This window comes from Pantoea sp. SGAir0215 (assembly GCF_043543215.1).
In genome coordinates this window covers 3,425,793-3,441,346 of record NZ_CP028031.1, presented here as the reverse complement: position 1 = coordinate 3,441,346, position 15,554 = coordinate 3,425,793, and the positions used below count along the sequence as shown (strand labels likewise).

9 protein-coding genes are annotated in these 15,554 nt (G+C 56.7%); all 9 read right to left on the bottom strand.

Features of this window, described 5'->3' with window-relative positions; translation table 11 throughout:
* Window positions 1-14: 14 nt before the first annotated feature.
* The 9 genes from C1N64_RS16025 to C1N64_RS15985 all read right to left on the bottom strand — a co-directional run bounded on the left by C1N64_RS16025 (window position 15) and on the right by C1N64_RS15985 (window position 15,191).
* Complete coding sequence (locus C1N64_RS16025; RefSeq protein WP_033740526.1) at window positions 15-1,475, bottom strand: mannitol dehydrogenase family protein; 1,461 nt, start codon at window positions 1,473-1,475, stop codon at window positions 15-17.
* A gap of 155 nt (window positions 1,476-1,630) precedes the next feature.
* Window positions 1,631-2,530, bottom strand: coding sequence for a lipid kinase YegS (yegS, locus tag C1N64_RS16020; protein WP_054633462.1), 900 nt, complete (start codon window positions 2,528-2,530; stop codon window positions 1,631-1,633).
* 230 nt (window positions 2,531-2,760) lie between these two features.
* Window positions 2,761-4,137, bottom strand: a complete 1,377-nt coding sequence (gene yegQ, locus C1N64_RS16015; RefSeq protein ID WP_033740520.1) for a prephenate-dependent tRNA uridine(34) hydroxylase TrhP — start codon at window positions 4,135-4,137, stop codon at window positions 2,761-2,763.
* Window positions 4,138-4,253: 116 nt separating this feature from the next.
* The gene (gene baeR, locus C1N64_RS16010; RefSeq protein ID WP_033740518.1) at window positions 4,254-4,961 is read right to left on the bottom strand and encodes an envelope stress response regulator BaeR; all 708 of its coding nucleotides are present in this window, start codon (window positions 4,959-4,961) and stop codon (window positions 4,254-4,256) included.
* Window positions 4,962-4,967: 6 nt separating this feature from the next.
* A complete protein-coding gene (baeS, locus tag C1N64_RS16005; RefSeq protein WP_283786124.1) occupies window positions 4,968-6,356 on the bottom strand; it encodes an envelope stress sensor histidine kinase BaeS in 1,389 nt (462 codons plus the stop codon).
* Entirely contained in the window at window positions 6,353-7,753 is a 1,401-nt protein-coding gene (gene mdtD, locus C1N64_RS16000; RefSeq protein WP_394514955.1) for a multidrug transporter subunit MdtD, read from the bottom strand. The genes baeS and mdtD overlap by 4 nt, the downstream gene beginning before the upstream one ends.
* A 12-nt stretch (window positions 7,754-7,765) precedes the next feature.
* Window positions 7,766-10,843 (bottom strand): multidrug efflux RND transporter permease subunit MdtC, encoded by a 3,078-nt coding sequence (mdtC, locus tag C1N64_RS15995; protein WP_367143851.1) that lies wholly within the window; start codon window positions 10,841-10,843, stop codon window positions 7,766-7,768.
* On the bottom strand, window positions 10,840-13,962 hold the full coding sequence (locus tag C1N64_RS15990; protein WP_289367405.1) for an MdtB/MuxB family multidrug efflux RND transporter permease subunit: 3,123 nt from the start codon (window positions 13,960-13,962) through the stop codon (window positions 10,840-10,842). The genes mdtC and C1N64_RS15990 overlap by 4 nt, the downstream gene beginning before the upstream one ends.
* A complete protein-coding gene (locus tag C1N64_RS15985; protein WP_367143854.1) occupies window positions 13,962-15,191 on the bottom strand; it encodes an MdtA/MuxA family multidrug efflux RND transporter periplasmic adaptor subunit in 1,230 nt (409 codons plus the stop codon). The genes C1N64_RS15990 and C1N64_RS15985 overlap by 1 nt, the downstream gene beginning before the upstream one ends.
* Window positions 15,192-15,554 lie beyond the last annotated feature (363 nt).

Genomic DNA, 15,554 nt, shown 5'->3' with positions numbered 1-15,554 from the left:
CGCGTTAAAACGCCTTAGCCCTGTGCGATGGCCTGTTGCACGGCCGCCCGTGCCCCCACTTTCGTTAACTGTATATAGCAGGCGGAGAGCGCGTCAACGAAGGCTGTATTATCCGCCAGATCCTCGCCGAAAACGGTTTTCAGGCCCAGTAAGGCCCGCACCCGCTCCTGACCTTCCGCGCTTTCTGCCACACAGGTGGCCAGCTGGGCTTTAAGTGGGTCGCGGATCGCTATAGGTTCGCCTTTTTCATCGACCGCAGCGACATAGCGCATCCAGGCGGCAATGCCCAGCAACAGCAGCGGGCAGGGTGTGCCGTTAGCGAGATGCCAGCGCACGCTGTCGAGAAAGCGTTGTGGCAGTTTCTGGGTGCCATCGGTCGCAATCTGGTAGGTGCGGTGTCTGATAGCGCGGTTGGCAAAGCGAGCGATTAAGGCGTCGGCGTAAGCCGGTAAATCCACGCCCTGCGTGGTTAACGTCGGCGCCTGTTCGTTAACCATCAGCGCACGTGCGGCCGCCCGGAACGCGTCGTCAGCCATACAATCGCTGATATGTTCATAACCCGCAAGGTAACCAAGGTACGCCAGAAAGGAGTGGCTGCCATTGAGCATGCGCAACTTCATTTGCTCAAACGGCAGCACATCCTCCACCAGTTCGGCACCGGCCTTGTCCCAGTCAGGTCGGCCGCTGACAAAATGGTCTTCAATCACCCACTGAAAGAAGGGTTCAGCCTCAACGGCCACCGGATCGGACGAACCAATACGGGCACGTAACGCGTCAAAGGCGGCCTCATTCATTGCCGGAACAATGCGATCTACCATGGTGGAGGGAAAGGTGATGTTGTGCTGAATATAGTCCGCCAGCGACGCATCATGCTGCCGGGCGAGCTGCGTCACCACATTCCGTGTGACGTGGCCATTTTCAGGCATGTTATCGCAGGACATCACGCTGAAAGGCGCTAAACCCAGATCGCGTCGACGGCGGATGGCGGCGACAATCAATCCGGGCAGCGAGCGGGGCTGTGCGGGGTGCGCCAGGTCATGCACGATATCCGCATGTTGCAGATCGAGATTGCCGCTGGCGGGCAGGTGACAATAGCCTTTTTCCGTCACGGTCATCGACACAATCGCCACGTCCGGCTGGCACAGGGCCGTAATCACGGCATCAATGCCGTCCGTTTTGCCGTGCAGTGCCGCGGTAACCACCCCAATGACCCGGGTTTTCACGGCGTCGTCACTTTTTTCGGTCAACGTATAGAGAAAGTCCTGCTGGCGGAGTGCCTGAATCAGCTCGCCGCTGTTAAGGTTAACCTCGCAGATTCCCCAGTCGCTACCCTGTTCGGCCAGTTTATCCGTGCACAAGGCCTGATGGGCGCGATGAAAGGCACCAAAGCCGATATGCACTATACGGGTTTTAAGCTGGCGACGGTCATAGGCGGGCAGATGAACATCCGCAGGAAGGTGATCGATGTGTAGCATAAAGCATCCTTGTGGCAGACGGACGGCAGGCCATGCTGGCATTAAGGATGAAAAATTACGCGTCTCGCTACTACCATACAAGTTGAAGTAGCGGAATTGTGAATGTAATCACGAACTGTTTACATTAAGGCCGGGAGCCAGGGCTCCCGTGAGAATTAACTCAGCAGGGCACACTGCGGCGGCAGGCGGCAGCTTAACGCGCCCGGCATGATATCGATGGTAAATGACTGGCCTGTCAGCGGTTCGCCATCCAGGTTAAAGGTCATTTCATGCGGTGAGCGAATCGTCAGGGACGATAAGCGCGTGGAAATAATGCCGGGATTCTCTTCATCGCCGGTCAGGGAATGCAGCAGGGTAGGCAGCAACTCCTGCGCGGTAACAATGCTGACGTCCAGCAGGCCATCGTTAATCAACGCCGACGGGCATAAACGCTGACCGCCTCCGGCCTGACGACCGTTGCCGATGCCGATGACCAGCGCATCGCCCTGCCAGTTAAAACCGGGCCCGGTAATTTCACAACTGTCCGGTTTTAGCGTGTCCATGCGCATCAACCCATGAATAAAATAGGACACGCCGCCCAGCGCGGATTTGAGTTTTTCCGGCGTCTCGGTCGTAATGCGCGTGCCAAATCCTCCGGTCGCCATATTAATAAAATAGTGATGCTGGTTAACGCGGGCGAGGTCGATATCACAGGCTTTACCCTGGATAGCCAGGCGCAAGGCGTGCTCAATCTCTTCAGGAATGCCGACGCTGGTGGCAAAATCGTTCGCTGTGCCCAGCGGCAGAATCCCCAGAACCGGGCGCTCATCCGCGTTGACCGACGCCAGTGCGGTAGCGATTTCGTTGACGGTGCCGTCACCGCCGCCCGCCACCACGGTTTCCGCCTGCAGTTCAAGGGCTTCTTCCACGTAACGCTCACCGTCTCCTTTTTCATACGTCACGCGCACGGCTATGTTAAAGCCCTCGGCGCGCAGCTTCGTGATCGCTTCACGGAGATCGTCATTACCTGCGCCTTTACCATTCAGGATTAGCAGCGTAAGCGATTGTTTGTCCATTATCTGTTCCTTGGAGATCGAAAGCGTAGTTAGTGGTTATAGCATAGCCGGAAGAGAAAAATGATTGGCGAAAGGGAGAAAAAAGAAAACCCGCACGGGGGAGCCGGGCGGGTGAATGAGGTGGATCCAGTTACTGCTGCTGATAATTGTTACTCATTGGTAGCAGGCAGCACTATAGTTCAGTAAAACCGAGCCGTCTGTGATCCTGTTCTTGCTTTTGTCAAATTTTGTCAGGCCGTGGCGTGAGCGGCATGCGGATCCTGAGTGTTCTGGCCTGGCGCAAAGTTACGCAGCAGCAAGGCAAACCGTAGATCTACCTCCGGCGGCACTTTCATCCAGACGCGATGCCCGTCTCCCGGGGCCACCTCTGTCGGTTCTCCACGGCTGTTTTGCAGGGCATCAAGGGTGCAGATCAGGTTACCGGACGGCGTCATGATCTCCAGGCTGTCATGCAGAACAAATTTATTCTTTACCCGTACTTCCGCCCAGCCCTCGCGCTGTTCACCGCTAAACTCCCCGACGAACTGCTGGCGCTCTGAGACAGAGTAGCCGGTCTGGTAATTCTGGTAGCTGTCGTGGGTGTGACGACGCAAAAAACCTTCGGTATAGCCGCGATGCGCCAGGCCTTCCAGGGTTTCCAGCAGGGCAGAATCAAACGGTTTACCTGCCGCCGCATCGTCAATGGCTTTGCGATAAACCTGTGCGGTGCGGGCGCAGTAATAATAGGATTTGGTGCGACCTTCGATTTTCAGCGAGTGAACGCCCATCTGGCTCAGGCGCTCGACGTGCGCCACGGCACGCAGATCTTTCGAGTTCATGATGTAGGTGCCGTGTTCATCTTCAAAGGCGCTCATCATTTCGCCGGGTTTCATTTTCTCCTCCAGCAAAAACACCTTGTCGCTGGGTTGCCCAATGCCCAATGTGGGCGTCACGTCCTGCACGCTGACTGGCTGATGAATTTCAACAATGTTGCCGACGTCATCTTGTCTGGCTTCCTGCAACTGATATTCCCAGCGGCAGGCGTTGGTGCAGGTTCCCTGGTTAGGATCGCGTTTATTCATGTAGCCCGACAGCAGACAGCGCCCGGAGTACGCCATACACAGTGCGCCGTGCACAAACACTTCCAGCTCCATGTCCGGCACCTGCTCGCGAATATCGGCGATCTCCTCCAGCGACAGCTCGCGGGATAAAATCACCCGGCTTAAGCCCATTTGCTGCCAGAATTTCACCGTTGCCCAGTTTACGGCGTTAGCCTGCACAGATAAGTGGATGGGCATGGCCGGAAACGCCTCGCGCACCAGCATGATCAGCCCAGGATCGGACATGATTAACGCGTCGGGCTGCATCTCAATTACCGGCGTTAAGTCGCGAATAAAGGTTTTCAGCTTGGCGTTATGCGGGGCGATGTTCACCACCACATAAAATTTTTTACCCAGCGCGTGGGCTTCGTTAATGCCTTTCGCCAGGTTTTCATGGCTGAATTCGTTATTGCGTACCCGCAGGCTGTAGCGCGGCTGGCCGGCATAGACGGCATCGGCCCCATAGGCAAACGCGTAACGCATGTTTTTCAGCGTTCCGGCGGGGGAAAGTAATTCGGGTTTCATGATGTGCTCACTGATGTCAGGTCAGCATGTCGCCTGGGCGACATGTGCAGGGGGAAACCCTGCAAAAGGTGCGGAATTGTAGGCAGGGTGAAAACGGAAGTAAATTGATCTGGGTCAATCTAAATCAACTGGCAGACATCGGCTTCCCAGCGATAGCCCATGCCATATACCGCGCGGATAAAGGGTTGTTCGCTGTCCAGGCTTTCCAGTTTCCTGCGCAGGTTCTTGATATGGCTGTCAATGGTTCGGTCGGTGACAACCCGGTAATCGTCGTAGAGATGGTTTAACAACTGTTCACGTGAGAAGACTTTTCCCGGTTCAAGGGACAGCGTTTTCAGCAGACGAAATTCAGCGGGCGTTAAATCCAGCGGCTCATCACGCCAGCTGGCCTGAAAGCGGCTTTCATGAACTTTCAGCAAAGACGCGACGGGCGCTTCTTCGGGAGATCGCTTCACCCGGCGCAAAATGGTTTTGACCCGCGCTACCACTTCGCGTGGGCTGAATGGCTTGCAGATATAGTCATCCGCACCAATCTCCAGGCCCAGCAGGCGATCGATTTCTTCTGTGCGCGCGGTCACCATAATAATCGGCAAGTCGGAATCACGGCGAATCTCACGGCACAGCGTCAGGCCATCTTTACCCGGCAGCATCAAATCCAGCAGGATAAGATCGGGCGGCGTCTGTTTAACGTAGTCCAGTACCGCGTTGCCGTGCGCCAGATGATGCGTGCGATAGTTAGAAGCCTCAAGGTAATCAATCATCAGCTGTGCCAGCTTGGGTTCATCTTCAACCACAAGGATTAGCGGGTAAGTGTTTTCCTGGTTCATAATCTTCTAAACGGGAGGAACATAACGCAATTGTAGCGCGATTTTCAGCCCACCTAAATCCGCATGCGAGGCGCTGATGCTGCCACCGTGGGCATCAACAATGTTTTTACAGATGGCCAGCCCCAGGCCAGAGCCGCCGCTGGCGCGATTGCGCGAACCTTCTGTGCGGAAAAAACGCTCAAATATTTGTGCCTGTTGATCGCCTTCCACGCCGGGCGCGCTGTCCTCTACGGTGACGTGCCAGTAGGGCGCGTCATACCAGAGCCGCACCCGGACGTCGCCGCCGGCATCGGTGTAACGCAGGCTGTTTTCCAGCAGGTTAATAAACAACTGCATCAGCCGGTCAGGATCGCCAAAAAACGGCGCGTCATCCGGCAGGTCGAGCTTCAGGGTTAAATCATGGCTGCGGTAGCGCTCGGTAAAATTGCCTGCGCTGATCTCAATAAGCTGCACCAAATCGGTGGCCTGCTTGCGATAGGCCAGGGCGCCGACGTCAGAGAGCGAAAGCTGGTGCAGATCATCCACCAGCTTGGTCAGCAGCGCCACTTCGCTTTGCAGAGAGGTAATCGCGTCTGGCGTGAGTTTACGTACACCATCCTGCATGGCTTCCAGCTCACCGCGCAAAATCGCCAGTGGCGTGCGCAGTTCATGCGAGATGTCGGCCATAAAGGCCCGACGCATACTTTCATTTTTCTCCAGCGAACTGGCCAGCAGGTTAAAGTCATGGGCCAACTGGCCCAGTTCGTCCTGGCTGTCAACCTTAACCCGTGTGGCTAAATTCCCCGCCGCCAGATGATGCGTACCGTCTACCAGTCTTTTCACCGGTGCCAGCAAGCCCCGCGCCATCAGCCAGGTGACCAGGGCGGCAAGCAGAGTAGAGAGGCCCACGATATACCAGCTGGTTCGTCGCTGCTGCTGATCAAAATTGATATCGGTGCTGCGCGTCAGGCGCTCTGGCGGCGAGCTGATGATCCAGCCCACGACTTTACCGTTACTGAGCGTAATATCGTGACGTATCCCTTCCGGGGGAACCTGTGAGCGCGGGCCGACCATCACTTTGTAGTGCTGATCGAGTACCCAGAACTGGGTGCGCCAGCCGTGAGGCGGTAACTGGTTACTGCTGTCCGGGTTTTGCTCCAGCGAGCGCAGCATCGAGAAGATCAGCCGGTCGTTATTACGCAGAAAATCCCAGTCGCCATGCTGTTCATACTGATCGGCCAGCGCCGCACCCAGCAAATTCAGCCGCTGTTCATTCCCGCGTTTAATATAGTCGACAAAGCCATGTTCAAAGCTGAGCCGGACGCCCCAGTGCATGGTAATCAGGACCAGCATGCAGGTGGAGAATATGGCCATGAATAATTTGGCACCGATGCCAAAATGCAGGAACGATCTCATTCACTTCTCCGACGTCGCAGATCGACGCTTTTACTCATCTCTTTCGGAACCCGCCAGAACACCAGCGCAGGCAGAATAATGATCAGCGCCATACAGAGATAAACACAGATAAACGCCTGATGGCTTAAACCCTGTTCCCCGGACGTTGCATGACCAAACGCGCCCAGCAGCAGGCCCGCCACGGTTACGCCAATACTCATTGAGAGCTGCATGATCATCGATAACAGGCTGTTGCCGCTGGAGGCCAGGTCATCGGGTAGATCCTTGAGCGTCAGCGTGTTCATCGAAGAGAAGCGAATCGCATTCACCATGCCTTGCAGAAACAGCACCAGCGGCAGCATGACTATCCAGCCGAGCATCGCCGCCAGTGGAAACAGCAAGACCACCAGCGCCAGGCCTATGGTTGAACCCACCAGCACGTTGCGATAGCCAAACAGGTTAACAATGCTGACAACCACACGCTTCATGCCCATATTGCCCAGCACCATGGCAATCATCATTAAGCCGGCATGAAACGGGCTGAAGCCCATGCCGATTTGCAAGAACAGCGGCGTCATAAAGGGCAACATGCCGCTGCCGATGCGGCCAGTCAGACTACCGAGTAAGCCAATGGAGAAAATGCGGTTGTCGAACAGCTTCAGGCTGAACAGCGCACTGTCGTTTTGGCGCGCATGCAGCAGATAAAACAGAAGAGAGCCGGTGCCGATGAGGATCATCCCGGCCAGTAACAAGGCAGAGCCGCCGCTACTGCGTTGACCGTCAAGCGCCAGCGTTAACGTAGCCATTCCGGCGGCCAGCAGGACAAACCCGACAAAATCAAAGCGTCGCGGCGGCATCGCGTAGTTCGGCAGTAACTTCAACGTGGCGACGGCACCGATGATGCCGACCGGGATGTTAATCAGGAAAATCCAGTGCCAGCTGGCATATTCCACCAGCACACCGCCCAGTGCGGGCCCCAGTAGCGGCCCAATCTGGCCGGGCAGGGTGACAAAGGTCATCGCAGACATATACTGGTCACGCGGTACAATACGCATTACCGTCAGTCGTCCTACCGGCACCATCATGGCCCCGCCAATCCCCTGAATCACACGCGCCATGATAAGCTGATTCAGCGTGCCTGACAGGCCGCACAACAGCGATCCCACGCTGAACAGCACAATCGCGCTAAAAAAGATATTTCTCACGCCAAACCGGTCCGCCAGCCAGCCGCTCAGCGGCAGCGTCACCGCCACCGTGAGCACATAGGCCACAATCACCGAATGCATATGCAGTGGGCTCACGCCCAGATCGTGCGCCATGGACGGGATCGCCGTGTTGACGATGGTGGTGTCCAGCGTCTGCATAAAAAAACCAAAGGCAACAATCCACAACTGCCAGCGGACCGTGACGCTCTGCATGATATTTACCCCTTAATGCTGAGTGGCATTCATCATCTGAGTGCGCGTTTTACGTCGCAGTTTGTCCATCATTAAGTACACCACCGGCGTGGTATACAGCGTGAGGAGCTGGCTCATGATCAAGCCGCCGGCAATGGTGATGCCCAACGGCTGACGCAGCTCGGCGCCGTCTCCGCTGGTCAGCACCAGCGGTAACGCGCCAAACAGGGCCGCCAGCGTGGTCATCAGGATAGGGCGGAAGCGTAACAGGCAGGCCTGGAAAATCGCCTCGCGGGCGCTCAGATTGCCGTTGCGTTCTGCGTCAAGCGCAAAGTCGACCATCATGATGGCGTTCTTTTTTACTATCCCGATCAACAACAGAATCCCGATCAAGGCAATCAGGCTGAACGGCGTATCAAACAGCTCCAGCGCCAGCAGGGCACCGACGCCCGCAGACGGCAGCGTCGAAAGAATGGTCAACGGGTGCACATAGCTTTCGTAGAGAATCCCCAGCACGATATAAACTGCCGCAACCGCAGCCAGCATCAACCAGAGTTGACTGCTTTGCGATTGCTGGAACGCCTGTGCGGTGCCGGCAAAGCTGCCGCGCACGCTGGACGGTACGCCAAGCGCCGTCATAGTGCGATCGATCGCCTCGGATGCCTGGGACAGCGACACACCTTCTGGCAGATTAAAGGAGAGGGTTGACGCGGCAGACAAGCCCTGATGATTAACCGACAGCGGCGCGTTGGCCGGTTGCCATTTGGCGAACCAGGAGAGCGGGATGGGTTTGCCGTCGCTGTTAATCACAAACATCTGATCCAGTGAACTGATGTCCTGGGTATAGCGCGGATCCACTTCCATGACGACCTTGTACTGGTTCAGCGGCTGATAGATGGTGGAAATCTGACGCTGACCAAACGCATCGTTGAGCAACGCATTCGCTTCGGAAACATTAATGCCCAGCCGCGCCATGCTGGCCCGGTCATACGTCAGGGCCATTTCGCTGCCCTGATCCTGCTGATCGGAGTTAACGTCGGCCAGTTCCGGCAGGGCGGTAAAGGCCTGACGAATTTTCGGTTCCCAGGTGCGCAGCGCAGCCAGATCGTCTGTTAACAGAGAATACTGATAGCTGGCGTTGGCTTCGCGACCGCCCACCCGGATATCCTGCACCGCATTAAGATACAGGTTGGCACCGGGCTCCTTTGCCAGCTTGGTACGCAGGCGGGCAATCACTGCCTGTGCATTATCTTTGCGTTCGGACAAGGGTTTCAGGGAGATAAACATCAGGCCCATATTGGTGCGCATGCCGCCGGTAAAGCCCACCACGCTTGAGACATCCGGATCGGCCCCCACGATTTTCATGAAGTCCTGCAACTTACCGCGCATCGCCTGAAACGAAATGCTTTGGTCGGCAGAAATAAAGCCGGACAGGCGACCGGTATCCTGCTCGGGCAAAAAGGTTTTAGGGATACTGATGAACAGCCACACCGTCAGGGCGACAGTGCCCACGAGCAACAGGATGACCCAGCGCGCATGGTTCAGCACGACGTTCAGAGAGCGCGCATAACCCTGTTGTACCGCCAGCAGCAGGCGGCCAATGCCCCGTCGCCGCGGCTGACTGCGCGGCGCATGGGGTTTCAGCAGGTAAGCACACATCATAGGCGTCAGCGTGATGGACACAAACAGCGAGATCAGAATAGCAACCGACAGGGTGATGGAAAACTCCGCGAAGAAGCGGCCAATCAATCCGCCTGTCATCAACAGCGGCAGGAAGACCGCGATCAGCGACAGGCTCATCGACAGCACCGTAAAGCCCACTTCACGCACGCCTTTGAGCGCGGCGGCCAGCGGTTTCATGCCCGATTCAACATGACGGGCAATGTTTTCCAGCACCACAATGGCATCGTCCACGACAAAGCCGGTGGCGATGGTCAGCGCCATCAACGACAGATTGTTCAGGCTAAAGCCGCACAAATACATGGCGGCAAAGGTGCCAATCAGCGAGACCGGCACGGCCGCCGCCGGAATCAGCGTGGCGCGACCTGAGCGCAGGAAAACAAACACCACCAGAATGACCAGGCCAACGGCGATAATAAGCGACTGCTCCACTTCTTCGAGCGACGCGCGGATGGTGGGTGAGCGATCCTGGGCAATCTGCAGATCGATCGCCGTCGGGATGATTTCGTGCAGTTCGGGCAGTTCAGCGCGAATACGATCAACCGTCTCAATCACGTTCGCATCCGCCGTTTTGCGAATCACCAGCAAAACGGCCGGTTTGCCCCGCGACATACCGGCGTTGCGCACATCCTGCACGGAGTCCTCAACGGTGGCGACATCGGACAACCGTACTGCCGCGCCGTTGTTGTATTGCACGATCAGCGGCTGGTATTCCCGGGCAGTTTGTAATGCATCGTTGGTCCGTAACTGCCAGCGCTGTTGCCCGTCTTCCAGCGCGCCCTGCGGACGGCGCTGGTTAGCGTTAGCGATGGTCTGACGCACCGCATCCAGCGACACGCCCTGATTAAATAACGCCTGCGGATTGAGCGCCACGCGCACTGCGGGCAGCGAGCTGCCGCCCACGGTGACATCGCCCACGCCATTAATCTGCGACAGCTTCTGTGCCAGCTGTGTCGACGCATAATCATAAAGCTGGGCTGGCGTGTACAGATCTGACGTCAGCGTCATAATCATGATCGGCGCGTCAGACGGGTTGGCTTTGCGGTAGGTCGGACGCGACGGCATGCCGGTAGGGAGCAGGCTCTGCGCCGCGTTAATGGCCGCCTGTACATCACGTGCCGCGCCGTTAATATCACGATTAAAATCGAACACCATAATAATGCGGGTCGATCCCAGCGAACTGGTCGAGGTCATTTCACTGACGCCTGCAATTCGGCCCAGCGAGCGCTCCAGCGGCGTGGCGACCGAAGACGCCATCGTTTCGGGCGAGGCTCCTGGCAGGGACGCTGACACCATAATGACCGGAAAATCCACCTGCGGCAGCGGCGCCACCGGCAGCAGGCGGAAGCCCAGAATGCCCGCCAGCGCAATGGCCAGCGTCAGAAGCGTTGTGGCGACCGGACGATGAATAAACAAAGCAAAAAACTTCACGGCTGCGCCTCCGTCTGACCCAGGCGACGACGCAGGTTATGCGCCAGGCGGTCAAACAGCAGGTAGATTACCGGCGTGGTAAACAGCGTCAGAATCTGGCTCAGAATCAGGCCGCCGACCATGGCGATCCCCAGCGGCTGCCTCAGCTCTGCACCCACGCCAGTGCTGAGCATCAGCGGTAATGCACCCAGCAGGGCAGCCAGCGTCGTCATCAGAATCGGTCGGAAACGCAGCAGGCAGGCCTGATAAATCGCATCATAGGGCTTCATGCCCTGTTCACGTTCCGCCGCTAACGCGAAGTCGATCATCATAATGGCGTTCTTTTTCACAATACCAATGAGCAGAATGATGCCGATGATGGCAACAATATCCAGCTCATTCCCACTTATCATCAGCGCCAGCAGCGCACCGACGCCCGCCGTGGGCAACGTGGAGAGGATGGTGATGGGATGGATAAAGCTCTCATACAGCACGCCGAGCACGATATACATCGCTACGACTGCCGCCACAATCAGCCAGACGGTACTGGTCAGGGCAGCCTCGAAAGCCAGCGTGCTGCCCTGGAACTGCGTCATCACCTCTGACGGCATCCCCAGTTCCGTCTCTGCCTGGTTGATCGCTTTGGTCGCATCTTCCAGCGAATAGCCCTTCGCCACATTGAAAGAGAAGGTGGCGGAGGGGAACTGACTCAGGTGGTTAATCGTTAAAGGCGCATGGCGCTGGGCAATGCTGGCGATCGCGCTCAACGGCACGCTGCCACCATCAGTGCTGTTCAGACGAATACCGTCCAGGCTTTGCAGGCCCGGCATGGTGCTGTTGTCCTGTTCCAGCACCACGCGGTACTGATTCGCCTGGGTATAAATCGTGGAGATCAGCCGCTGACCAAAGGCGTCATACAGCGCGTTATCTACGTCCGCCATGCTGATGCCCAGCCGGCTGGCACTGTCGCGGTCCACTTTGATATAGGCTTCCAGTCCCTGGTCCTGCCAGTCACTGCTGACGTCACGTAGCGCAGGGTGTTTCTGCAGGGCGTTAAGCAGGGCAGGGACCCAGGTGCTGAGCGAATCCAGCGAACCGGACTGCAGAGTAAACTGATACGGCGTACGGCTGGCCTGGGTGTCAATTGTCAGGTCCTGCACCGCCTGCAACCACAAGGTGACGCCAGGAATTTTGCTGATCTGCGCTTGCAGCCGCTGCTGAATCTCCGGAATACGCTCGCTGCGCATATCCAGCGGTTTGAGGTTAATCTGCAACCGGGCGCTGTTAAGTGACGGATTGGTGCCATCCACGCCCACGAACGAGGTCAGACTCTGTACAGCCGGATCTTTCATAATCACAGAGGCAACATCGCGTGTCCGCTCCGCCATACTGGCGTAGGATACCGACTGCGGTGCCTCCAGCGTTCCCTGGATAATGCCGTTGTCCTGCTGCGGAAAGAAACCTTTAGGAATGGCCATCCACAGCAAAACCGTCAGCAGCAACGTGCCGAGCGCCAAGGACAGCGTCAGCCAGGGGTGATTCAGCACCCGGCGCAGCCCACGACCATAAACGGCAATGATGCGATCGAACATCGCTTCGCTGGCACGGGAAAAGCGGTTCTGCTTACGCAGTGACTCGGCGCTCAGCATGCGGGCACACATCATCGGCGTCAGGGTGAGCGAGACCACCGCTGAGATCAGAATTGCCACCGCCAGCGTCACCGCAAATTCGCGAAACAGGCGACCAATCACGTCGCCCATGAACAGCAGCGGAATCAATACCGCAATCAGTGAAAACGTTAACGAAATAATGGTAAAGCCAATTTCGCCTGCCCCTTTCAGGGCCGCTGTCATCGGCTTTTCCCCTTTTTCGATATAGCGCGAGATATTCTCAATCACCACGATGGCATCGTCCACCACAAAGCCTGTGGCGATGGTCAGCGCCATCAGTGTCAGATTATTGATGGAAAAGCCCAGGAAATACATTGCCGCAAAGGTGCCAATAAGCGACAGCGGAACAGCCACTGCCGGAATGATGGTCGCGGGCACATTACGCAAGAACAGGTAGATGATCATCACCACGAGCGCCATTGCCAGCATCAGCTCATGCTGCGTATCGGTGACGGACGCGCGGATATTGGTGGTGCGATCGGTGACCAGTTTGACATCGACGGATTTGGGCAGGCTGGCAATCAGCCCGGGCAGCATGGCGCGAATATTGTCGGCGGTTGCAATAATATTGGCACCCGGCTGGCGCTGCACATTCAGTACGATGGCGGGTTCACGGTTAGACCAGGCACCCAGCCAGCTGTTTTCGGCACCCTGTTCAATCGTAGCCACATCGGCCAGCCGCACTGGCGCGCCATTTTTATAACTGACGATCAGCTGGCGGTAATCCTCGACCGATTTCATCTGATCGTTGGCTGACAGCGTAACCGAGCGGGTCGGACCATCAAGACTGCCTTTCGCGGAATTTACGTTGGCGTTGGTGATCGCCGTACGCACCATTTCGCTGGTCAGGCCCATAGAGGCTAATGCCTGGGTGTTCATCTTAACGCGCACAGCGGGACGCTGGCCGCCGGTCAACGTGACCAGGCCGACGCCGGTCACCTGGGAAATTTTCTGCGCGACGCGTGTTTCCACCATGTCCTGTACCTGGGTTAAAGGCATGCTGGTGGTGGTGACGGCGAGCGTCATGATGGGCGGATCCGCCGGGTTAACTTTGCTGTAAACCGGCGGATTCGGCAAATCGCTGGGCAGCAGGTTAGAGGCAGAGTTAATCGCCGCCTGCACTTCCTGTTCTGCGACATCGAGCGGCAGCGAGAGCTGGAACTGCAGCGTCACCACCGAGGCGCCGCCAGAACTTTGCGAGGCCATCTGCTTAAGACCGGACATCTGACCGAACTGACGTTCAAGAGGCGCTGTAATCGACGACGTCACCACATCCGGACTGGCACCGGGATACAGGGTAACAACCTGAATGGTCGGATAGTCCACTTCGGGTAACGCTGACACCGGCAAAAAGCGGTAACCCAGAATCCCCGCCAGCAGAATAGCAATCATCAGTAACGTCGTCGCGACCGGGCGCAGAATAAACTGGCGTGACGGTCCTCCGCTGCGGTCAGGAGGCATAACCTGCATTACTCTGACTCTCCTTTGGATGGCAAGCTGGCGCGGCTCTGTTTAGTTGCACTGCTCTGTGCTGCAACCACTTCCACTTTTGCCCCCTCTGTCAGGCGGTCAAGGCCATCCGTTACCACGCGGTCGCCCGCGCTCAGTCCGGCATTGATGACCACTTTCTGACTGTCCTGGAAACCGGCGGTCACGGTTTTCTTACTCACCTTATCTTCGCTGTTAATCACCCAGACAAAGTGGCCTTCGTTGCCCATCTGTAACGCGGCTACCGGAATCACGACGGCATCCTGCAACGTATTCACCTTCAGCCGGGCATTGACGAACTGATTAGGGAAAAGCAGATCATCCTGATTATCAAAACGCGCTTTGATTTTTATGGTGCCTGTCGTGACGTCGATCTGGTTATCCAGGCTGAGCAGTTTTCCGCGCGCAATCAGGTGCTGATTGCTGCGGTCCCAGGCTTCCACCAGCAACGGTTCGCCACTTTTCTGCGCCTGCATGATCTGGCTGATATTGTTTTCGGCGACGCTAAAGACGACATCCACCGGATGCGTCTGAGTGATCACCACCAGACCATTGGTATCACCGCTGGTGATGTAGTTGCCAATATCAACCTGCTTCAGGCCGACGCGACCCGCAATCGGGGACGTAATTCGGCTGTAAGTCAGGTTCAGCTGTGCGCTGGCAACGCTGCCTTCGTCGGCCTTAATCGTGCCCAGGGTTTCACTGACCAGCGCGTTTTGCGTATCCAGATCCTGCTGGGATACCAGCGAGGTTTTCGCCAGCTTCTGGTAACGGGCTAAATCACGGCGGGCGTTCGCAAGCGTAGCCTGATCGCGCGCCAGCTGGCCTTGAGCCTGCATCAGGGCGACCTGATAGGGACGCGGATCGATCTCTGCCAGCAGATCGCCGGCTTTGACCTGCTGGCCTTCCGTGAAATGGATGGCCATCAGGTTACCATCTACCCGGCTGCGTACCGTTACGGTATTGGCTGCGGTCACCGTACCCAAACCGCTAAGGTATTGCGGCACACTTTCTGTTACAGCGCTGGCAGCCTGCACGGGCGCAAGCGGTTTATGTCCACCGTTGCCTCTTTTGCCGTGTTCTGACTGGCTGGATGTTTCGTTGCCTGCGGGTTGGGCTGGATGCTTCCACCAGTAGTAACCGCCTGCAGCAGCGGCAATAACCACCGCTAAAATCAGGCCTTTTTTCATTCCAGGATGTCGGTTGTTCATTGTTATTGTTGCTCTCCAGCGATATCGTTCCAGGACGCGGGCATAAACGTTAGCCTGCAAACCACGAATTGTAGTCGTCCCTGCGGGTAAAAATTTGAAGGAATTAAGGATATCTGTCAGCGCACCGTAAGTATGTCGGTTTTTTGAAAAAACGGCGTTGGCAAAGAGTCAGATTTGATGTGAAACAAGGCAGACTACGCTGACCACAGCGCGCCGGATCATATCCTGCCTGACCAGGAAATACAGGATTAAAAACAACCTATCCTTCAGGAAGATGACACATTCATCACCCAGCGCTTTACGCAGCCGTGCGCAGCATGAAGAAGGTCAGCGTTTAACCTTACGTTATGCCTGCTGAGACAT